At 37.6% G+C, this 21,241-nt stretch carries 18 protein-coding genes and 1 pseudogene; 12 read left to right on the top strand and 7 right to left on the bottom strand.

Annotation, left to right across the window (positions count from 1 at the left end):
- Nucleotides 1–88: 88 nt before the first annotated feature.
- From QF004_RS07190 to rpoN, 5 genes are all read left to right on the top strand, one after another.
- Nucleotides 89–607 (top strand): hypothetical protein, encoded by a 519-nt coding sequence (locus QF004_RS07190; RefSeq protein ID WP_307424421.1) that lies wholly within the window; start codon nt 89–91, stop codon nt 605–607.
- Between the two features lie 351 nt (nt 608–958).
- Nucleotides 959–1,561 (top strand): 30S ribosomal protein S16, encoded by a 603-nt coding sequence (locus tag QF004_RS07185; protein WP_133438818.1) that lies wholly within the window; start codon nt 959–961, stop codon nt 1,559–1,561.
- A 79-nt stretch (nt 1,562–1,640) separates the two neighbouring features.
- On the top strand, nt 1,641–2,183 hold the full coding sequence (gene rimM, locus QF004_RS07180) for a ribosome maturation factor RimM (protein WP_307424416.1): 543 nt from the start codon (nt 1,641–1,643) through the stop codon (nt 2,181–2,183).
- A gap of 524 nt (nt 2,184–2,707) precedes the next feature.
- Nucleotides 2,708–4,153 carry an asparagine--tRNA ligase gene (gene asnS, locus QF004_RS07175; protein ID WP_307424413.1) on the top strand — a complete coding sequence of 482 codons (1,446 nt, stop codon included), beginning with the start codon at nt 2,708–2,710 and terminating at the stop codon, nt 4,151–4,153.
- Between the two features lie 159 nt (nt 4,154–4,312).
- A complete protein-coding gene (rpoN, locus tag QF004_RS07170; protein WP_133438815.1) occupies nt 4,313–5,791 on the top strand; it encodes an RNA polymerase factor sigma-54 in 1,479 nt (492 codons plus the stop codon).
- A gap of 41 nt (nt 5,792–5,832) precedes the next feature.
- Here the strand turns inward: rpoN and QF004_RS07165 are convergent, their stop codons facing one another.
- Nucleotides 5,833–6,504: a beta-carotene 15,15'-monooxygenase gene (locus QF004_RS07165; RefSeq protein ID WP_133438814.1), complete on the bottom strand. Its 672-nt coding sequence runs from the start codon at nt 6,502–6,504 to the stop codon at nt 5,833–5,835.
- Nucleotides 6,497–6,991: an RNA polymerase sigma factor gene (locus QF004_RS07160; protein ID WP_133438813.1), complete on the bottom strand. Its 495-nt coding sequence runs from the start codon at nt 6,989–6,991 to the stop codon at nt 6,497–6,499. The genes QF004_RS07165 and QF004_RS07160 overlap by 8 nt, the downstream gene beginning before the upstream one ends.
- Nucleotides 6,992–7,129: 138 nt before the next feature.
- Here QF004_RS07160 and lptB point away from each other — a divergent pair.
- From lptB to QF004_RS07135, 5 genes and pseudogenes are all read left to right on the top strand, one after another.
- Nucleotides 7,130–7,855 (top strand): annotated as a pseudogene (gene lptB / locus QF004_RS07155) (LPS export ABC transporter ATP-binding protein); the annotation flags it as partial.
- 515 nt (nt 7,856–8,370) lie between these two features.
- Nucleotides 8,371–10,098: an ABC transporter ATP-binding protein gene (locus QF004_RS07150; RefSeq protein WP_307424646.1), complete on the top strand. Its 1,728-nt coding sequence runs from the start codon at nt 8,371–8,373 to the stop codon at nt 10,096–10,098.
- Between the two features lie 15 nt (nt 10,099–10,113).
- On the top strand, nt 10,114–10,698 hold the full coding sequence (locus tag QF004_RS07145) for a hypothetical protein (protein WP_307424410.1): 585 nt from the start codon (nt 10,114–10,116) through the stop codon (nt 10,696–10,698).
- A gap of 16 nt (nt 10,699–10,714) precedes the next feature.
- Nucleotides 10,715–11,362 (top strand): HD domain-containing protein, encoded by a 648-nt coding sequence (locus QF004_RS07140; protein WP_307424408.1) that lies wholly within the window; start codon nt 10,715–10,717, stop codon nt 11,360–11,362.
- A gap of 57 nt (nt 11,363–11,419) precedes the next feature.
- A complete protein-coding gene (locus QF004_RS07135; protein ID WP_133438809.1) occupies nt 11,420–12,025 on the top strand; it encodes a hypothetical protein in 606 nt (201 codons plus the stop codon).
- Between the two features lie 58 nt (nt 12,026–12,083).
- Here the strand turns inward: QF004_RS07135 and QF004_RS07130 are convergent, their stop codons facing one another.
- The 5 genes from QF004_RS07130 to QF004_RS07110 all read right to left on the bottom strand — a co-directional run bounded on the left by QF004_RS07130 (nt 12,084) and on the right by QF004_RS07110 (nt 17,470).
- Nucleotides 12,084–12,284, bottom strand: coding sequence for a hypothetical protein (locus tag QF004_RS07130; RefSeq protein ID WP_133438808.1), 201 nt, complete (start codon nt 12,282–12,284; stop codon nt 12,084–12,086).
- Nucleotides 12,285–12,617: 333 nt separating this feature from the next.
- Nucleotides 12,618–13,814 (bottom strand): efflux RND transporter periplasmic adaptor subunit, encoded by a 1,197-nt coding sequence (locus QF004_RS07125; RefSeq protein ID WP_307424404.1) that lies wholly within the window; start codon nt 13,812–13,814, stop codon nt 12,618–12,620.
- 224 nt (nt 13,815–14,038) lie between these two features.
- On the bottom strand, nt 14,039–15,307 hold the full coding sequence (locus QF004_RS07120; RefSeq protein ID WP_307424401.1) for an ABC transporter permease: 1,269 nt from the start codon (nt 15,305–15,307) through the stop codon (nt 14,039–14,041).
- Nucleotides 15,308–15,478: 171 nt separating this feature from the next.
- Nucleotides 15,479–16,708, bottom strand: a complete 1,230-nt coding sequence (locus tag QF004_RS07115; RefSeq protein WP_133438805.1) for an ABC transporter permease — start codon at nt 16,706–16,708, stop codon at nt 15,479–15,481.
- Nucleotides 16,709–16,777: 69 nt separating this feature from the next.
- Nucleotides 16,778–17,470: an ABC transporter ATP-binding protein gene (locus tag QF004_RS07110; protein WP_133438804.1), complete on the bottom strand. Its 693-nt coding sequence runs from the start codon at nt 17,468–17,470 to the stop codon at nt 16,778–16,780.
- Between the two features lie 643 nt (nt 17,471–18,113).
- On the opposite strand from QF004_RS07110, the gene QF004_RS07105 reads away from it, so the two are divergent.
- Together QF004_RS07105 and QF004_RS07100 are read left to right on the top strand one after the other, a co-directional pair.
- Nucleotides 18,114–19,088: a ribonucleotide-diphosphate reductase subunit beta gene (locus QF004_RS07105; RefSeq protein WP_133438801.1), complete on the top strand. Its 975-nt coding sequence runs from the start codon at nt 18,114–18,116 to the stop codon at nt 19,086–19,088.
- Between the two features lie 402 nt (nt 19,089–19,490).
- Nucleotides 19,491–21,146 carry a ribonucleoside-diphosphate reductase subunit alpha gene (locus QF004_RS07100; RefSeq protein WP_307424392.1) on the top strand — a complete coding sequence of 552 codons (1,656 nt, stop codon included), beginning with the start codon at nt 19,491–19,493 and terminating at the stop codon, nt 21,144–21,146.
- The last annotated feature ends 95 nt before the right edge of the window (nt 21,147–21,241 follow it).

Genomic DNA, 21,241 nt, shown 5'->3' with positions numbered 1-21,241 from the left:
CTTAAATTCATAGCAACAGCGGTGGGGATTTCGGTTTCCACTTCTGTTATTTAAAAGTAAAAAAACAAAAAAACAAAAACAGAAAACTATGGCAGCAATTAAGGACACCAAGTCATTCATGCGGATCACACACCGTTATCTAGGTTATTTCGCAGCGGGAATTATGGCTGTATATTCCATCAGTGGAGTATTGTTAATTTACCGCGACACCAATTTCCTGAAAAAAGAAAATAAAACCGAAATCGTATTGAAACCCAATATGACGGAAAAAGAACTCGCGAAGGAAATCAAAATGAAAAATATTGAGTTCCAGCCAGGCGAAGGTGATCTTAAAATTTTTGAACAGGGAACTTATAATCTCAAAACCGGTGAGGCGAAATATACTAAAATGCAGTTGCCGATCGTGTTGGAGAAATTTAATCAGTTGCATAAATCAACCTCCACACACCGTTATGCTTCTTTGAATACGGTTTTTGGACTTGTCTTATTTTTCTTTGTGATCTCCTCATTCTGGATGTTTAATTTCAAATCAAAAGCCTTCCGAAGAGGAATGATCTACGCCGGAATTGGATTTATTCTGGCTTTGATTATGGTATTCTTTCAGTAGAGAATTAAAAGTACACGAAGTATAAATTTAATAATGAAAGGTTCTGAAGAGAAAAGAATTGTCTTCTTTGATCTTACAGTTAAATTGCATTTTACTATTTTCTCTAAGGGTGTAAATCTCAGTTTTGAACCTAAATTTCTTTCGAAACGTCCTTCATAGTCCTGATTGCAGCGGCATCCTTTTATGAAGCTTGAGCGGAATAAAAGATACAGCGGAAAGCAGGTTCCCGACTCCTGAAAAAAAAGATTCTTAGGCTGTAATTATTTAAATATTAGGACTGGTGAATGAGAATATTTCATTATCTTTGCGGCCTTAATTAATCGGGACGAGTTCCCACAAATTCAAACATTTATGTCAGTAAAAATTAGATTACAGAGACACGGTAAAAAAGGAAAACCTTTTTATCACATCGTAGTTGCCGATGCAAGAGCAAGTAGAGATGGTAAATTCATCGAAAAAATTGGTACTTACAATCCAATCACCAATCCAGCGGTAATTGAACTTAATGTAGATGCAGCAGTAAAATGGTTAGGAAACGGAGCGCAACCTACCGATACGGCTCGTGCAATCCTTTCTTACAAAGGGGTGCTTTACAAAAGACACTTGCAGGGTGGAGTAGCGAAAGGTGCTTTCGATCAGGCTGAAGCTGATAAAAAGTTCGCAGCGTGGTTAGAAGAAAAAGAGCAAAAAGTTGTTGGTAAAAAAGACGGTTTGGCAAAATCTAAAGAAGATGCTAAAAAAGCAGCTTTAGAAGCTGAAGCGAAAGTAAACCAAGATAGATTAGCTGCTGCACAGAAATTAGTTGACGACGCAAAAGCTGAAGCTGATGCTAAAATCGCTGAAGCAAAAGCAGCTGAAGAAGCAGCTAATGCACCAGTTGTAGAAGAAGCAGCTCCGGAAGTTACTGAAGAACCAACTGCAGAAGCAGAAGGAACTGAAGAAACTCAGGCTTAATAAAATTTCTTATCTTTAAGAATTATGGAGACGTCATTTTTGACGTCTCTGTTATTTTAAAACACTTTATATTTGTACCATGAAAAAAGAAGATTGCTATTTTTTAGGAAAAATTACCCGAAGACACGGATTACACGGAAATGTATTCCTGAAATTAGATACAGACCAGCCTGAAATGTACTCTAAATTAGACACCGTATTTGTAGATATCAACGGATTATTGGTGCCTTTTTTTATTACCAGACAGTCTTGGAGCAAAGGCGAAACGCTGATTGTTTCTTTCAAAAATTCTACCGAAGCACTCGTGGATCAGGTGGTGGGTAAAGATGTTTATCTTCCGCTTTCCGGTTTGCCGAAATTGACAGGTAACAAATTCTATTACCACGAAGTTATAGGTTTTGAAATCCGCGAAGAAGACGGTAAATCCTGCGGTATTATCGAGTCGGTCAATGACCAAACCGGTCAGCATTATTTCGTGCTTACTTTAGCGGGGAAACAAATCGTTATTCCGATTATCAAAGACTGGATTATTGAATTAAACCGCGAAGAGAAGTTTCTGAAAATGTCTTTGCCAGAAGGTTTGATGGATGTTTTTCTGGTGCCGTCTAAGAAAGACGAGTAAATCTTATTTTTTATGTCTTCGAAAGTTAATTCGTTAATTTTTTGGTCGACAATTTCCGCCTGAGTTTATCCTGAGCTTGTCTAAGGATTCCCGCTTTTTTGCCCCACTGCGTTGCCCAAAAGGAGCTCCACTCAAGTCGGTTCGCAACTGGGATTTCAAAATAAATTTCATTGCTTATCAGTTAGGTTGCTAATTCGATATTTTGGGAGGTTATATTAAAACTGATTTCATTATATTTATGATGCATTTCCCATCAATGAAAGTAGAAAATTGAAGAAATTACAGATGTAATTTCTCTAAAAAAACAAGATTATCTTCGGAAATATAATAATCCAATCGAGCTTGATAAAGCAATCTTATATCCAGCCCAATGAATTTAAACGCTTTTTAACAAGCGTTTTTTTTATGATAATTTTTGCCTAAGAGCAAATTTTACGCCAATTTTTAGTAAGTTTGCATCTATAGGATTATGGAATGCTGAATCTAGCCGGTTCGCAGGACACATTAAAATTGAATACTTACGAATGAGAACGACTATTAAAGAATTATTAGGGGATTATAAAAAACTGATTCATCATGACATCACCGTGCAGGGCTGGGTAAGAGCATTCCGCTCCAACCGGTTTATCGCTTTGAATGACGGTTCCACGATCAACAATTTACAGGTGGTTGTCGACTTTGAACAGTTTGATGAAAATATTCTTAAAAACATCAGCAACGCGGCTTCATTGAAAATTGTCGGTGAGGTTGTAGAAAGTCAGGGAGCGGGACAAAATATCGAAATCATTGCTAAAAAGATTATTATCTTAGGAGATAACTTTACCGAAGAAAGAGACAAAACAATCCTTCAGCCAAAGAAACATTCATTGGAAGTTTTGCGTGAACAGGCGCATTTGCGTTTCCGTACGAACTTATTCAGTGCGGTTTTCAGAGTGAGAAGTTCGGTGAGTTTTGCGATTCATCAGTTCTTTAGTCAGAACCAGTTTTTCTATATGAACACGCCGATTATTACCGGTGCAGATGCAGAAGGAGCCGGAGAAATGTTTGGCGTTACCAATTTCGATCTGAATGAAATTCCACGTGATGAAAACGGTGCGGTCGATTTCGCACAGGATTTTTTCGGCAAGAAAACCAATTTAACGGTTTCCGGTCAGTTAAGTGTAGAAACGGCCATGATGGGCTTGGGAAGAGTGTATACTTTCGGACCAACTTTCCGTGCAGAAAATTCAAACACTACGCGTCACCTTGCAGAATTCTGGATGGTAGAACCTGAAGTTGCTTTTAATAATTTAGAAGATAATATAGATCTTGCAGAAGATTTCTTAAAATACGTCATTAATTATGTTTTGGAAAATTGCAAAGATGATCTGGAGTTTTTAGACAAAAGATTTGCAGAAGAACAAAAACAAAAGCCTGAGAAAGACAGAGCGTCCGAAGGATTAATCGAGAAACTGCAAAACGTAATTCAGAAAAGATTCAAACGGGTTTCTTATACCGAAGCGATTGATATCCTGAAAAATTCGAAAGAAAATAAAAAAGGTAAATTCCAGTTTCCTATTGATGAATGGGGCGCAGATTTGCAAAGTGAGCACGAACGTTTCCTGGTAGAAAAGCATTTTGAAAGTCCTGTCGTTTTGTTTGATTATCCGAAAGATATCAAAGCGTTTTACATGAAACTGAATGAAGACGGCAAAACCGTTGCTGCGATGGATGTATTATTCCCGGGCATTGGTGAGATCATCGGAGGTTCTCAGCGAGAAGATAAATTCGATGTATTGAAAGCCAAAATGAAAGACATGAACGTAGATGAGGAGGAACTTTGGTGGTATCTGGATACCAGAAAATTCGGTTCTGTGCCGCACGCAGGTTTCGGATTGGGATTAGAAAGACTGGTACTTTTCGTAACGGGAATGACCAACATCAGAGATGTAATTCCGTTCCCAAGAACGCCTAACAGTGCAGAGTTTTAAGGAAATTTTTTTAATTTTATCTTTAAAATAAATGTTATTATGCTTTTAAAAATTCGCCAATAGTGATATTGAGGAATTCGATGAAGCATTAACACGAGACTCAAGATGAAATTTAAGCATATCATAAAAAGAAAAACAGATAAATAAAAGCACAAAAATATGTTGAAACAAAATCTTCAAATGAGACTCGGCCAGAAATTGGCCCCGCAACAAATTCAGTTGATGAAGTTGATTCAACTTCACACGCTGGAATTTGAAGAAGAATTAGAGCGCGAGCTCGAAGAGAATCCTGCTTTGGAAAAGGTGCAGGAAGAAAATAAAGAAGAGGACTATGCTTCGCTCGATGAGAAATTTGAAGATGAAGGCAATGAAAGTATCGACACCGATTTCGATGTGAATGACTATATTTTCGATGACGAACCGGCCTACAAATCATCCGCTAATAATTATTCTGCTGACGATGAAGAGTTTGATAATCAATCCCTTTTAACGGAAGGTGAATCTTTGTACGATTACCTTTTAGAGCAAATCCGTTTGGCAAATGTAGATGGTGATGATTTGAAAATTGCAGAATATATCATCGGAAACCTCGATAACGACGGCTATCTTCGTAGAGAAGTAAAGCAGTTGGTAGATGATTTGGCCTTTTCACAAGGTTTGATTACAACTACAGAAAGAGTAACTGAAATTTTAGAAAATTACGTTCAGAAATTAGATCCGCCGGGAGTGGGAGCCAGAGGTTTACAGGAATGCCTTCTGCTGCAGATTGAGAAAAAAGTAAGTGCAGATAAAGCTGTAATTTTAGCGGGAAATATCCTGAGAAATCAGTTTGATGCATTAACCAATAAGCATTACAATAAGATTATCCAGAAATACGATATTGAAGAAGACGATCTAAAAGCTGCTTTGGAAGTGATTTCAAAATTGTCTCCGAAAGTGGGCGGGAACTATGATACGCAGACCATTACCATTAATAATGAAATTATTCCGGATTTTTTGATTACCGTTAAAGATAACGGACCGCGAGGCGTGGACGTTATTCCTTCTTTGAACAGTAAAAACGCTCCGTCTTTGAGGGTTTCAGATGAGTACAAAGATATTTTAACCACCTATTCCCACGATAAAAAATCGGCGGAACATAAGCAGGCAGCGCTTTTTATTAAACAGAAATTAGATGCCGCGAAATGGTATATTGATGCGATTAATCAGCGCCAGAATACTTTACTGCAAACGATTTCTGCCATCGTTCAGTTACAGAAAGAATATTTCATTACTGCGGATGATAAGTCACTGAAACCGATGATTCTGAAAGATGTGGCAGATATTACAGGTTTCGATATTTCTACAATTTCCCGTGTGGTAAAAAGCAAATACGCCGATACACCGAATGGAATCGTTTATTTAAAAAGTCTCTTTTCAGATTCGTTGACGAATGATGACGGTGAAGAAGTTTCTACCAAAGAAATCAAAACCCATCTGATGGAAGTGATCGAAAATGAGAACAAAAGAAAACCTCATACAGATGATGCACTGGTTGGCCTTTTGAAAGAAAAAGGATATAATATCGCCAGACGTACGATTGCAAAATACCGCGAACAGCTGAATATTCCGGTGGCCCGGTTGAGGAAAGAACTGTAAAATTTCACAGTAAAGAACAGAAAAAGAAGAGGAGATTTTTATTAATTCTCCTCTTCTATGTTTTGCAGCTGCTTCAGGTTTTTCCCTAGTCTTCGGAGGATAAATCCGTAAACGATGCGGTAATAGATCCAGATTAAAACAACACTGATTCCCATGGTTAGGATTAAACCTGTGATAAAACCAGTTAATGTAGGATTTGTTAATTCAACATTTTGTTCAACCAAAACAGTTATCGTGAATACTCCTAAAATTAGCGTAAATAAGATTACCAAGCCGATATTGGCAACGATAAACAGTTGAACCGTTTTTTTGAATTTAATGATCTGGAGAATCAGTTTTTTAAGATTCGATTCGATTTTTATTTTTCGGTAATTTTGATAGAATAAATACACGAAAATTCCTGTGAGAGCTAAACTGACCATTTTTAAAACAAAATAAAGATGCGATATTGTTGTTTCAAAACCCTCAGAATGATCGATTCCTAATTTGCCCAAAACGCTCATTAAATCCGAGGTGTCGTCTCCCAAAAAAGAATAGTACATGTTGGCCAAAAGAATAATGATAAATTCAGCTAAACTGATCCAGAGGATATATTTCACATAATTACGGGACGATTTATTCAGCATCGATTCTATATCTTTGCTGTCATATTTTGGCCGGACAGGTTCCTGTTGCCATGTTTTTTTGAAATTATCTAAATCAAATTCAGGCATGTTTTTCCATTAGTTGTTTTAAAGTTTTTTTCAACCGATTCATCTTTACCCTTGCATTCACTTCTGTAATCCCTAAGTTTCCTGCAATGTCGCGGTAGGGCAAATCATCCAGATACATGGTTACGATTGCCCGTTCTACCGTTGGCAGCATTTTGATGACTTTATAAAGGGTCGAAATGTGCTGTTGTTTTTCATCGTCAATTTCCACAAAATCGCTGTGGTGATAATCCATCAGTTCATCGGTTTGCGGGGACTTTGTTTTTTTTCTGAAAAGCGTGATGGCGGTATTCAGAGCCACGCGGTACATCCAGGTAGAGATTTTCGACTGTCCTTTGAATGAGTCGTAAGAACGCCATAGTTGTAACACGATTTCCTGAAAAAGATCCTGCTCATCTTCCAAAGTATTAGTGTAAAGCCGGGAAACCTTGATAATCAAACCTTGATTATCCTTAATTAGTTTCGCAAATTCCTTTTCTTTGGCACTCAAATCTGATGATTTTTCTAAAAAGCGAAGATAATTTTTTTAAATTGAAAATTAAAGAAATTCAGAGACAAACATTCAATTATCGGTTTCAGCGGCTGAGGTTTTCACCCAATCTTGCATCTAATTTATTATATTTGCTCCATGATTCTACGCGGAGAAAATTTAATTAAAGAATACGGCCCGAAAAAAGTGGTAAAAGGGGTTTCTGTCGAAGTCCGGCAAGGTGAAATCGTAGGGCTTCTCGGTCCCAACGGAGCCGGGAAAACCACCAGTTTTTATATGATCGTGGGTTTGGTAAAACCAACTTCTGGTAAAATTTTCCTGGACAATAAAGAAATTACCAGCGATGCAATGTACCGTAGAGCTCAAAAAGGAATTGGTTATCTGGCGCAGGAAGCATCGATTTTTAGAAAACTTTCGGTAGAAGATAATATCTTGGGCGTTCTGCAGTTGACCAAACTTTCAAAACGGGAGCAACAGATCAAATGCGACGAACTCATCGAAGAATTTTCTTTGCAGCATGTTCGCAAAAACCGTGGAGATCTGTTATCCGGTGGTGAAAGAAGAAGAACGGAAATCGCCCGTTGTCTGGCGACCAACCCGAATTTTATTTTACTCGATGAACCTTTTGCGGGCGTAGACCCGATTGCCGTGGAAGATATCCAGAAAATTGTGAGAAGTTTGGTGGATAAAAATATCGGCATTTTAATTACAGATCACAACGTACAGCAGACTTTGGCGATTACGCATAAAACCTATATTATGTTTGAAGGAAGAATTTTGAAAGAAGGACTTCCGCATGATTTGGCCAATGATCCCCAGGTTCGGGATGCTTATCTTGGCGAAAACTTCGTCTATCAGGATATTTTAAATAAACCGAAGAAAAAATCTTTTGTCTATAATATCTGGGCCGGAAATTTTGATTCAAAAAATCAGTTTCAACATTTTGTAGATGAAAATTTTCAGAATACCGATAATCTGCGGTTGATGTACGGTTTTGAAGACATCAGTTTTGCATCGTTAGCGAATTCTGAAATTGAACATATCTTTAATGAAGTGGTAGACAAAAATTCTAATAATTCTTTTCTTTTTCAAAAGAAAGAAATCAACAGCAATTATTCTTTGGAAGAAGCAGAATCAAATTCAAAACTGGTCAGCAAACCCGAATTGCATTATTTAACCAGTTTCACTTTTGAATTGTAAAAGATTGTTTTTTCTTTTTTATCGCTTTCATTTTTATCATTTGATCGTGGTCGGTTTTTTGTAAGTTAGAATATTTCCAATTTTTTCTATTTTAAACGATGCCCAAACCATTCAACAGAACGATTACGCTTTACAATATTTATCAGCAACTGGTTCCATTTATTAAACCTTATCGTTTGATGATGTACGGAACTTTGTTTCTGACTTTTATCGGTGCTTTGATGGCGCAGGTGAATCCTTTGGTTTTAAAATATACCGTTGACGAAGTCACCAAACTTTCGCTGCTTCCAAATCCGATGGACGAAGGAATTCATGTTTTGGTTATCATATCCGCCATTTTACTTGGGAAAGAAGTCATGAATATTTTCATTCAGTTTGGCCAGAAATTCTACGGGGAAAAAATCAGAATTAACACAAGTTCGGTTCTTGCCCAAACGGCCATTGACAAAATACTGACTTACAGCGTTGCCTTTTATAATGATGAAAACCACGAGTCCGGAAAACTTCAACAAAGGATAGACCGCGGAATCGAAAGTTTAACCAAGTTGGTTCAGAATTTCTTTATCGATATTTTGCCCATGTTCTCCAATGCGCTGATTGCGTTGGTGATTATGTATATGCAAAATGTATATGTAGGTTTAGTTTCTACGATTGTGGTTCCTGTTTATTTTGTGATAAGTTCTTTACAGGCAAAAAAATTATCAGGTGTCCGCCGGCAGTTGCGCAATCAGCGGGAGCAAAAAACTTCCGGACTTTTAAATCTGATCAATTCGATTATGGTGATCAAAAGTTTCGTTCGTGAAAAGTTTGAAGGAAAAAAACAGTACGATTTGCAGATGCAGTTGATGGACAGCCAGATGTTTACCCGAAGAACCAATTTTATTTATGACGGTTTAAAAACTTTTATCGAGCAGATCGGGGTCGTTTTAATTATTCTGCTGACTGTTTATCTGGTACTCGATCAGCAGATGACCATCGGGGCGATTATGCTGCATATTCTTTTATTTAATAATGTTTCTGCGCCCATTCGCCAGCTTCACCGGATTTATGATGATATGAATGATGCGATGATTTATGCGGAAGGATATTTCGATATTTTGAATGCAGAGGACGAAACCGAACCGAACGGAACTTTCATTGAAGAAAATATCAAAGGAAAATTTCAGTTACAGAATGTCGATTTCACTTATCCTAACGGAACGAAAGCTCTGCATAATGTTTCTATGACCATAGAAAATGGAAAAACTACGGCGCTGGTCGGTTTGAGTGGTGCCGGGAAGTCAACGGTCATAAATCTTTTGTGCAAATTTTATTTTCCGGATTCAGGACATATTTTTTTGGATGAGGTGGATTTAAATGATTTCAATAATACTTCATTACGAAACGATATCGGTTTAGTTTTGCAGAAGAACCATATTTTTCAGGGAAGTATTGAAGACAATATTCGGTACGGAAATATGAACGCCACTTTTGAAGAAATAGAAACTGCTGCCAAAAAAGCGTATCTCCACGATCAGATCGTCGATTTACCGCAACAGTATAATCACGATGCAACACAGCTTTCGGGTGGGCAGCAGCAGCGTATTGCCATTGCCAGACTGTTTCTGAAAGATCCGCCGATCATTTTTCTCGACGAGCCAACTGCAAGTCTGGATGCGGTCGCTACGGAACAGATAAAAAATTCGCTGGATGCCATTAAAGAAGGCAGAACCGTCGTTATTATTTCACATTCTTTATCGCAGATTTTAGATTCGGACTGTATTTATGTCATGAAAAAAGGACAGGTTGTAGAAAGTGGAACGCACGACCAACTCATCAGTCTTCACGGCTCCTATCGGGAAATTTTTGATGCTTCTGCACGGAGTCTTAATCTCGATAAACTCATCAGTTCCTTTAAAGAAAATTAATTTTAAAATTTAAAAATGAAAAAATATATTGTCATCATCATTCCATTATTCGTATGGACTTCTTGCTCTAAAATCGAAGAAACAATCACTGAAACCATTGATAAAACCACTGAAAGTGTCAAACAAAAAGCACAAAATGCAGTTCATGAAACCTTGAATGAAACCGTGAGTAATTCTATAAATTCGATAACCGGTGCAGAGAATGCTCAGTTTCAGGAAGTATTTCCTCAGAGTGAACCAACCATGATTTCTGATTTTAGAGGAAAGAAATTCAGTTTCCCGAACGGATCGCCCGCTTATTTTTTTAAGTATAAAGCTGATAAAGAACTGTTGATTCCTTTTCTGGAGCAACAGGAAACTTTAAACGAAGAGAAATCTGATCAAGTGGTCAAAAAAATTGATGGTAAAAGTATCATTGACAAACTGAGTTTTGTAGAGAAGTTTCTGCCTGCAAATACCATCGATATGAGCTTTTTAGAAGATCTGAAAAATGATAAAAGCATTGAATATTACAAACTGAAAAGATTTCCGAACAGCAGCACGCTTATTTATAATCCTAAAACGCAACAGGTTTTTCAGTTTGTAGAAGTTTCCCAATAATTTAAAAAAAAGAAGAATGTCCCAAAATTTAATTCAGAATACGGTTGCTTTTGTTAAAGAAAAATTAGAAGGTGCCGAAGCAGGTCACGATTGGTTTCATATCGAAAGAGTTTGGAAATTATCGCAAAAAATTGCTGCTGCAGAAACCTGTAATCTGGAAGTTGTTGAACTTTCTGCTTTGCTTCATGATATTGCAGATCCGAAATTTCACGACGGGGATGAAACTTTGGCGCTGAAAATATCCCGCGAATTTCTGGAAGGTCAAAATGTTTCGGCTGAAATAATCGAACCGGTTTTATTCATTATTGAAAATATTTCCTTTAAAAACAGAGAAGAGATGCCGGATATTTTACCGGTCGAACTGCAAATTGTTCAGGATGCCGACCGCATTGATGCCATTGGCGCTATTGGAATTGCAAGGACTTTTAATTATGGTGGCTTTAAAAATAATTTAATGTATCATCCCGATATTCATCCAAAACTGAATATGACGAAAGAAGAATATAAAAAATCGAACGGAACCACCATCAATCATTTTTATGAGAAATTGTTGCTGTTAAAAGATTTGATGAATACTGGCACCGGAAAAAAAATAGCGGAAGAACGACATGATTTTATGCTGAATTTCCTGGAACAGTTCTACCGGGAATGGAATGTAGACTAAGATGCTGCACTTTTAAATTTTCGACGGGTACTTGTTAATTTTATTTATCTTTACGCCATGTTTTATTTGTTTTTTCTGCTTGCAGTATTGCTTTCCTTTGGCTTGTTTTTTTCGGTGATTAAAACCGGCAGGTTCAGTATTTGGGCGAAGGCTTTTCGAATGACAGTTGTCGGGATTGCCATCATTGTTTTCTCTTATTATTTCATTCAGAAAAGTGTAGATCACTTTGTAAAGGATTCTATGACCGTTCAGGTGGTCAACAAATTGCCTTTCCCTCTGGACTTTTATATTATCAAAGTAAACAACCATGCTGATCCCGATTTGCGGTACGAAACCAGACACGTCGGAAATATCAGAAACAATTATTATAGAATCGATTATTTGAAAATGGATTCCTCCGATCAGTATTGGATTGCCGCCTATATGGGAAAGAAAAATATGGTTTATTTCTCCCAGCATTCAGTGCCAAATAAAAATGAAGATCAGATTATTGAGGTTCAAAATTATATTGTTCAGAGTTCTAAGTTGGCAGAAATTGCAAAAACGCATATAGAACAACTCAAATTCGACAATATCAAAACAGCGATCTGGATGACTTTAGGATTGCTTCTTTTATTCTTAAACCTGGGATTATTGCTCAGAAAAGCCAAATCAAAAATATAGTCCCTTATTTTGTAAAAAAAACAGGGACTATAAATCGATAATTTGGAAAAAAATAGTTTTAAATAAAGAGTTTTGCGAAAATTAGTAATATAGCAAATTCTACTTTTTCATATAAAGATATTTTCTTTTTTTTCTTTACAAAGAATTTTTTATCTGATCTTAAATGCGAATTTGGTTTTGAAGAAATTCCCATTTCTCTGCCCAAAGAATTACAGGCAGCATTAAAGCAGTCGTCGATATCGTAATTAAAGGTTTTCATAACTGTAATTTATTTACATTTCATTTGCGGTCAAATAAAATGTTCTGTTTTTCTTAAAGCAAAGATGAACATAATGTGGGCCGAACTATTGGGGGAAACCACCTAAGTTGAAGAGAGACAACACCCTTTTTTTTATAGGTCTTTTATCGAAAGAATAATTAAAAATTGTTATGAAAATTTTTATCAGGAAAATATCGTTCCTATTTATTCATTAAATAATCTTACCTATTTTTTTTTATTTAAAAATATTAAAACAACTTTCCGGACAAATCCAGAATAAAAAAAAATCCCGGAAATTTCCGGGATTATCTGTTATAGAACTAAGATTGTTGTTTATTTACCTTTCTTTTCCTTCAAAGCTTCTTTGTCTTTATCAGACGGATTCCAGACTTTTACTTCAGCATCTTTGTTGATGCCGGATAAGATCTGAACATTTATTCCATCGCTTGCGCCGAGTTTTACATTTACTTTTTTAAATTTTCCGTCAGGCTGTTTCACTTCTACAAAAGAATTGTCTTTGCCGTTCACTTTATCATATTGAATTAAAGATTCATCCAAAAGCAAAGCGTTTTTCTGCGAACTCAGTATAATTTCGCCGTTTGCTGAAAATCCCGCGCGGATATATTCATTGGTTTTATTAAAAACATCGGCTTCAATGGGAAATTTAATTGTTCCGTTTTCCTCTTTTCCTTTCGGTGCAATCATCGTTACGCGTCCCGGGAAAGATTTGTTTTGCAAAGCACCAATTACCACGTTCATCTCCAAACCTTCTTTTAATTTTCCGGCTTGTGCTTCATCAATCGTGCCCTGGAAAATGAGAGAATTCAAATCTGCAATCGAGCAAATTGTACTTCCCGCATTAAAGGAGTTGGCTTCGATGACTTGGCTGCCGACTTTTACCGGAACTTCCAATACGGTTCCGTTGGCTTTAGATCTGATTTGTGTCGTTGCCAGACCTGCCAATTCCGGCGTCGCTCCGGTTTTTGCGATTTGCAGGTTTTTCAGGGCAGTCTGTCTTTGCTGCTGCGCATTTTTCAACACTTGCTGTGTCGATTGCAACTGCTGCTGAGCCGAAATATATTCCTGTTTAGAAATCACCCCTTGGGAATACAGTCTTTCCTGCATGGCAAACTGCTTTTGTTGCTGCGACACATTCACCTGAGCATTGTTGATCTGCAGATTCGCATTATTAATTTCCTGTTGCGCTGCGTTCACATTTTGTATACTCGGGACGATTCTTATCGTTGCAACCAGCTGTCCGGCGGTTACTTTGTCACCTTCCGTCACCAGGATTTTATCGATAATTCCAGAGATATTCGGTTTGATTTCAATTTCCTCCCGCGGTACAATTTTTCCGGTCGCCATTACCTTGTCATCCATATTTTGAACAAATGGTTTTTTAGTTAGGAATGCCTCGCTTTCTTTGGTGTTCGACGAAATCAGATAGCTAATTCCCGAAATTAATGCCACCGCAAAAACTACTCCTAAGAGGATGTAAATTGCTTTTTTTAAAGTGAACTTCTTTTTCATATACTTCGTTTATTTTTTAATATTTTTTGTGGGCGACTGTTTCCGTCCTCCATTCCCGCTTTTTTGTTCGTCGTGCCTCCTCGCAAAAAGAGCTTCATTCAGGCCGGGTCGCGATTTCGTTTTATTTACAAAATCAGGTGATTATCCGGTATTTATTAGTTTTAAACTGAAAGCTTTGTAGTACAAAACCCAATCACCCAATTACCCAATTACTCAAAAACTCCCTACTCCGACCTCAGTGCTTCAATCGGTCGGATCTTCACCGCTCTTTGTGCCGGAATCATTCCGACAATTAAACCTAAAATAACCATAATTGCCATCGCGCCGAAAACCTGTCCATAATTCACCGTCGGATTATAAAAAGGAAAAGAATCCTGGCCTTTGGTCACCGCATTGAGAATCATCAGCAGAAAAATGCCCAGCATAAATCCCAAAAGTCCTGATGATAAAGTAATCACCACGCTTTCTAACAGAATTTGATTTCGCACTTCTGCCGGTTTTGCGCCCAAAGCACGACGGATACCGATTTCTTTCGTTCTTTCTTTTACTGTAATTAATAGGATGTTCGAAATGGCAATTACGCCGGCTAAAATGGTTAAAGTGCCCACCGTAATGGTCAGCAGCTGCATACCTGTAAGAAAGCCGGTCAGTTTGGCAAATTCTTTTCCGAGGTTAAAGCTTCCGAAAGCGTTGGTGTCTTCCGGCGAGACATTGTATTTTTTTTTGAGTTCAGCTTTTACCTGATCTTCAACAATTTTCAAATCTGCATTTGGTTTGCTTACAATCGCGAAGAATCCCACTTTGTCGCCATTGTTATACATTTTAGAAAACGTCGTAAAAGGAATAAAAGCGGATTGGTCATTTTCCATACCTCCTCCTTTTTTTACCCGGAAAACACCGATGACGTTAAAGAATATACCTTTTATATTAACTGACTGTCCGATAGGGTTTTCATTTTTTTTGGCATCGAAAAAGTTTTTATAGATTTCTTCACCAATGACGGCTACATTTTTATTTCCGGAGATGTCGGCATCGTTAATATACCTTCCGAAGATGAGTTTTTTTTCAGAAATTTTATTTCCTACCGGAAAATCACCGGTTAATGTGTAAGTTGCATTTTTTCCGTTTTTGGAAAAAGCTTCACCCGGGGTGCCGAAGTTTCCACGGGTACTTTGAGGGGAAATATAATCAATGGCCGGAATTTTTTGGGGAAGCAAATCAAGATCGCTTAAATGCAGATCCATTTTTCTGCCTTTCGGAAATCCATCATAAGGAATCGAGGTATTCTGTGCCCACAGGAAAATAGAGTTGGTTGCAAAGCCTGAAAACACTTTATCAAAGCCATTTTCCATCCCTTTCGCCGCACCCAGAAGGGCAACAAAAAGAAACATTCCCCAGCCCACGCCAATCATGGTTAGAAACGTTCGAAGCTTATTATTCTTCAGGGAATAATAAATTTCTTGCCAGGTATCTATTTTGAAAATGATATTCATATAAAAAAACTTTGTTTTTTGTCAATTTCGGCTTCGCCGGTGAATTTGCTTCGCTTGTCAATTTATTCGGGTCAATTTTTATGGTGGATTTCTTCGGAGGAATTATTAACAGCTAATTTCACTATTCACTATTCACTATTTAAAACTCCCATTGACATTAAAGCTAATTACTTATTCGCTTCTCAACGCTTCAATCGGTTTAATTCTACTGGCCCGATAGGCAGGTACAAATCCTGCGATCAGCCCTGAAATGACTAAACTGATAAAGGCCACGATCACTAACCCCCAACCAACAGAGGGATCTACTATGAAATATTTCTCTAAACTGTCGCCGATTAAATGCAAAGTGAGAATTCCCAGGCCAACACCTATCAAACCGGAAATTACAGTGATGACAATGCTTTCCTGCATAATCAAACTGACGATACTGCTTGGTTTGGCTCCGATGGCTTTTCTAACCCCTATTTCCTGCGTTCTTTCTTTAACAATATAAACCATGATATTGCTGATTCCAATAATTCCGGCGAGGAGTGTTCCCATACCAATAAAACCAACAATGAGCGTAATGATGAATAAAAACTGAAAAGTTTGACCCATATTTTTAGCATTATTTCTTACAACAACACCATTCTCGTCATCGGGAGAAACTTTATGTTTGGCTTTTAATTCTTTTTCCAGTTGTTCACCATATTTAATGGCCTGGTCTGGAGTAAGGTTGGTATTGTAAGTCAGGAAAATAGTGCTTACGGTATCTGAACCTTTTTTCAGTTGCTGCAGCGTGGTGATGGGAATGGTAATCATTCGTTCGTCGAAATCGCCTCCGTCATCAGAAAAAACACCCACGATTTTAAATATGCTGCCATTAATATCTAAGTCTTTTCCAATGGGACTTCCGTTTTTTATTAAATCGCGCTGAACCATTCTGCCAATCACGGCAACATTCTGTTTGCGGTTTAGATCCAAAGGGTTGAGGTACCGGCCTTCAGTCACTTTACGGTTTTCGATGATAATCTCATCAGGATTCGCGCCACTGATCTGATAATTCCCGCTTTCTTTACCGTATTTCACAGTCATATTTGCGGAATATCTTGGCGTTGCACTTTCTAATCTTTCTGGTTGCTCGGTGGTGATTTTCTCGTAATCATCATTTTTAAGAATGATTTGCCGGTCAGATTGTAAACCGCCGTAAGCGATGGTTGTTTTTCTGGTGAAAATAGTGATCAGGTTGGTTGCGTCCCGGGCAAAACCTTTGGTAAAGGCGTTTTGCAAACCGGTTCCAATGCCAAAAAGGACGATGAAAATATATAAACCCAGGGCGACCGTAAACCCAGAAAGCACCGTTCGCAATATGTTACTGCGAATCGATTCGAATATTTCTCTCCAGCGGTCAAGATCAAACATAATTTTTAACTCTAATTTTATTTCTTAAATTCACTATTCGCCAATTGCTCATTGCCAATTACTCATCATTTATTGTAAAACCCTTTGGGTAATAAATTTGTCACTTTCGATAATGCCATCTTTCAGGATAACGTTTCTTTTGGTTTCTGCAGCAACGTCTGGTTCGTGGGTAACCACAATGATTGTTTTTCCCTCACGGTTAATTTCCTGAAGAAGCTTCATAATATCATAGGTTGTTTTAGAGTCCAGAGCTCCTGTGGGTTCATCAGCCAAAATTACTTTTGGATCCGTAATTAAAGCGCGGGCGATGGCGACTCTTTGTTTTTGTCCGCCCGAAAGTTCATTCGGCATATGGGTCGCCCAGTCTGCCAATCCTACTTTTTCCAGATATTCCATGGCTCTTTGGTTGCGCAGTTTTCGCGGAACATCTTGATAGTAGAGTGGGAGGGCTACATTTTCCAGGGCGGTTTTGTAACCGATCAAATTAAACGACTGGAAGATGAAACCGAGGAATTTACTCCGGTATTCTGCGGCTCTTATTTCGGATAGATCCTCAATCGGAATCCCGTCGAGGTTGTAAATTCCGGAATCTTTCTCATCTAAAATCCCAATTATATTTAATAAAGTAGATTTTCCAGAACCCGAACTTCCCATAATCGAAACAAATTCTCCTTCATCAATCGAAAGATTAATTCCTTTCAGAACATGAAGTTTGCTCTTTCCGGTGTCGTATGATTTATTGAGATCCTTAATTACTAACATCAAGTGGAGATTTATTTTTTAATAGGTAGGATATTTATTTTAATTGTTACAATACTTTCATTAAACTGATAATTAAAATTAACCTTAATGATGTGGGAGTTTTTAGGATTTATAATTCTGTATAGATATAACTTATTAAAAATAGAAATCGCTATGTTTTTAATCGTCTGATATGGATTTTTTATTAGTAAGAAATGATGACTCTATTTTCAGTTGGATCTGAATTCCGGAGTTCTCTAAATTTTTCAGCATGTTTAAAAATTTGGGGCAGTTCTCGTGATTTGTAAAACTTATTTCCAAACAAAAATGCAACATTGTTTAAAGGTTAGGTGCATGCCAGAAGGGTTTTACAGAAAATTGTTTAAGTGTTTACAGCGATTCGCCGCTGGCAGTAACCTTTGTTGCAAGGTAAAGGCAATGGGAACGCAAGGTCTGTGTGATTGTGGAAAACTTTTACCCCTTGTAGTCAGTTAATTAATGATTGTAGCTTTCTTCTTAAGGTTTCATTTCCTATTTTTGTACGGAACGCATTAAAGGAGAAATATGCTGCTTTCGCGTCCATTCATTTTGCAAACAGCTAATAATCATTTCGTTATATAATTTCACTTTTCCAGGAGAAGTGCTCTAAAAATTAAGTTTTACTATGGGAATTTTTGACAAAAGAATTGGATATAAACCATTTGAGTATCCTGAAATCTTACAGTTTGTGGAGGCGATAAACAAGTCATTTTGGGTGCATTCCGAAGTAGATTTTACCGCTGATGTTCAGGATTTCCACTCTCAGTTAGAACCCCATGAAAAAAACGCGATTAAAAATGCGCTTTTGGCCATTGCTCAAATCGAGGTTTCTGTAAAAACTTTCTGGGGGAATCTCTACAGTCATATGCCGAAACCGGAACTCAACGGATTGGGCGCTACCTTTGCCGAATGCGAATTCCGCCATTCCGAAGCCTATTCCCGTTTGCTCGAAGTTTTAGGATATAACGATGCTTTTAACCAGGTTATCGAAATTCCTGCCATTAAAAAAAGAATTGATTTTCTTTCCAATGTTTTAAAACACGCAAATTCTACCTCGCAGAAAGAATATGTATCGTCTTTATTGCTGTTCAGTATTTTAATAGAAAACGTTTCTTTGTTCTCGCAGTTTGCCATCATTTTGTCGTTTACGAGATTCAAAGGGTATATGAAAAATGTGTCCAATATTATCGCCTGGACTTCCGTAGATGAGCAAATTCACGCCAATGCCGGGATTTATCTGATCAACAAGATCCGTCAGGAACAACCGGATTTATTAACTGATTCCGATATCGAAGATATTTATACTTTAGTCGATCATTCAATCAATGTAGAAGAAGAAATTCTGGACTGGATTTTCGAAATGGGCGAGATCGATAATGTCAGCAAAGAAAACTTGTTGAACTTCATGAAATTCCGTGTGGATGACAGTTTGAAGAAGATCAATATGAAAACCCGTTACAATATAACGCCGGAGCAATACCGTCCGATGGTTTGGTTTGAAGAAGAAGTTTTCGCCAATTCTATGGATGATTTTTTCGCCAAAAGACCGGTTGATTATACCAAACACGATAAGAGTATTACCGAGAACGATTTGTTCTAATACTTTTATTTGGGCGCCTTAATCCGCCTTCCACTCCCAGTCTTTTTGTTCCGCTTTGCTTCACAAAAAGGATTTCCGTTCAAGTCGGGGCGCAACTGGGAATGTAAAATGAGTTTGGTATTTTAAAAGAACAAAAGTGCAAATGCCAAAGATTTAAGATAAATCATTATCAATACGAACTGGCCTTAGCCAAAACTTATATGCAGATAAGAAATCTTCGAAAAACAAAAGACAGAAATTAATAGCCCCGATTGGAACGGCATCCTTTTTATTTTTTCTCAGAAAAATAAAAAGATACAGTGAAAAGCGGGACTGAACTTTATAAGAAGCAAACATTTCATGCTTCAAAAAAAATAATAAAAAACACATTTGTACGCAGTACATTTTTAGAGAAAGAGAATTATGGAAGAACAAAACAAAATTTGGTGGCTGAACGAAGAGTCGGAGCAAATGTTAAACCGCGGTTATTTATTGAAAGGCGAAACCGTAGAAGGTGCCATTCTAAGAATTACGACGGCTGCTGCGAAAAGGTTATATAAACCCGAATTACAACCTGCTTTTGAGGAAATGATTACCAAAGGTTGGATCAGTTTTTCATCGCCAGTTTGGGCGAATATGGGAACGGAAAGAGGATTGCCGATTTCTTGTTTCAATGTTCATGTGCCGGATAATATTGAAGGAATTACGCACAAATTAGGGGAAGTGATTATGCAGACCAAAATTGGTGGCGGAACTTCTGGTTATTTTGGAGAATTGAGAAATCGTGGAACGGCGGTTACGGATAACGGAAAATCTTCGGGTGCGGTTTCTTTTATGAAATTATACGATACGGCAATGGATGTGGTTTCGCAAGGTGGCGTTCGCAGAGGAGCTTTTGCGGCTTATCTGGATGTTGACCACGGAGATATTGAAGAGTTTTTATCGATTAAAGATATTGGAAGTCCGATTCAGAATTTGTTCACAGGAATCTGCGTGCCGGATTATTGGATGCAGGACATGATCGATGGTGATATGGACAAACGTAAAATCTGGGCGAGAGTTCTTGAAAGTCGTGCACAGAAAGGTTTGCCATATATTTTCTTTACGGATAACGTGAACAGAAATAAACCACAAGTTTATAAAGACTTAGGAATGACGGTTAACGCGAGTAACTTGTGTTCTGAAATCATGTTGCCTTCCAGTGAAGCAGAATCTTTTATCTGTTGTCTTTCTTCGATGAACTTAGAATTATATGACGAGTGGAAAGATACCGATGCGGTGAAACTGGCCATCTATTTCCTGGATGCCGTTTTAACAGAATTTATTGAGAAAACAGAAGGGAACTATTATTTAAATGGTGCGCGAACTTTTGCTTTGCGTCACAGAGCGCTTGGTTTGGGAGTTTTAGGATACCATTCTTACCTTCAAAAAAATATGATTCCGTTTGAAAGTTTTGAGGCGACTCAGTTTAATGCAAAAGCATTCAGACAAATCAAAGAACAATCGGTGATCGCTTCTCAGGAACTGGCGAATATTTACGGTGAACCGGAATTATTGAAAGGTTATGGTTTAAGAAATACCACCACCATGGCGATTGCGCCTACCACTTCCAGTTCTGCAATTTTAGGACAGACTTCGCCGGGAATCGAACCGTTTGCTTCCAATTATTATAAGGCAGGTTTGGCGAAAGGAAACTTTATGCGTAAAAATAAATACCTCGCAAAATTACTTCAGGAAAAAGGAATCGATAATGAAGATACCTGGAGAACCATTATGTTGAATCACGGTTCTGTTCAGAATATCGCGGAATTGAGTGATGAAGAAAAAGCAGTATTTAAAACATTTAGAGAGATTTCCCCAATGGAAATTATTTCTCAGGCGGCACAAAGACAACAGTACATCGATCAGGCACAATCACTGAACTTGCAAATTCCATCGACCATGCCGGTGAAAGATGTGAATTACCTGTACATCGAAGCCTGGAAAAAAGGAGTAAAATCTTTATATTATCAAAGAAGTTCTTCTGTTTCTAAGGAAATGATGGTGAATTTTGTGACGTGCTCAAGTTGTGAAGCGTAATTTAGCTAAAAGAGTAAAGACAAAAGAATAAAGAAAAACCACGGAATTATTTCTGTGGTTTTTTAAGTAAAATTGGTTTAATGATGACCGGATAA

Source organism: Chryseobacterium sp. MDT2-18, assembly GCF_030815285.1.
Taxonomy (GTDB): Bacteria; Bacteroidota; Bacteroidia; order Flavobacteriales; family Weeksellaceae; genus Kaistella; species Kaistella salivictor.
This window is presented reverse-complemented; position numbering and strand designations above follow the sequence as displayed.

Bases quoted from the DNA above. Each gene is read 5' to 3' on its own strand.
- QF004_RS07190 (WP_307424421.1), top strand. From the start codon at position 89: ATGGCAGCAATTAAGGACACCAAGTCATTCATGCGGATCACACACCGT.
- QF004_RS07185 (WP_133438818.1), top strand. From the start codon at position 959: ATGTCAGTAAAAATTAGATTACAGAGACACGGTAAAAAAGGAAAACCT.
- rimM (WP_307424416.1), top strand. From the start codon at position 1,641: ATGAAAAAAGAAGATTGCTATTTTTTAGGAAAAATTACCCGAAGACAC.
- asnS (WP_307424413.1), top strand. From the start codon at position 2,708: ATGAGAACGACTATTAAAGAATTATTAGGGGATTATAAAAAACTGATT.
- rpoN (WP_133438815.1), top strand. From the start codon at position 4,313: ATGTTGAAACAAAATCTTCAAATGAGACTCGGCCAGAAATTGGCCCCG.
- QF004_RS07165 (WP_133438814.1), bottom strand. From the start codon at position 6,504: ATGCCTGAATTTGATTTAGATAATTTCAAAAAAACATGGCAACAGGAA.
- QF004_RS07150 (WP_307424646.1), top strand. From the start codon at position 8,371: ATGATGTACGGAACTTTGTTTCTGACTTTTATCGGTGCTTTGATGGCG.
- QF004_RS07145 (WP_307424410.1), top strand. From the start codon at position 10,114: ATGAAAAAATATATTGTCATCATCATTCCATTATTCGTATGGACTTCT.
- QF004_RS07140 (WP_307424408.1), top strand. From the start codon at position 10,715: ATGTCCCAAAATTTAATTCAGAATACGGTTGCTTTTGTTAAAGAAAAA.
- QF004_RS07135 (WP_133438809.1), top strand. From the start codon at position 11,420: ATGTTTTATTTGTTTTTTCTGCTTGCAGTATTGCTTTCCTTTGGCTTG.
- QF004_RS07130 (WP_133438808.1), bottom strand. From the start codon at position 12,284: ATGAAAACCTTTAATTACGATATCGACGACTGCTTTAATGCTGCCTGT.
- QF004_RS07125 (WP_307424404.1), bottom strand. From the start codon at position 13,814: ATGAAAAAGAAGTTCACTTTAAAAAAAGCAATTTACATCCTCTTAGGA.
- QF004_RS07120 (WP_307424401.1), bottom strand. From the start codon at position 15,307: ATGAATATCATTTTCAAAATAGATACCTGGCAAGAAATTTATTATTCC.
- QF004_RS07115 (WP_133438805.1), bottom strand. From the start codon at position 16,708: ATGTTTGATCTTGACCGCTGGAGAGAAATATTCGAATCGATTCGCAGT.
- QF004_RS07110 (WP_133438804.1), bottom strand. From the start codon at position 17,470: ATGTTAGTAATTAAGGATCTCAATAAATCATACGACACCGGAAAGAGC.
- QF004_RS07105 (WP_133438801.1), top strand. From the start codon at position 18,114: ATGGGAATTTTTGACAAAAGAATTGGATATAAACCATTTGAGTATCCT.
- QF004_RS07100 (WP_307424392.1), top strand. From the start codon at position 19,491: ATGGAAGAACAAAACAAAATTTGGTGGCTGAACGAAGAGTCGGAGCAA.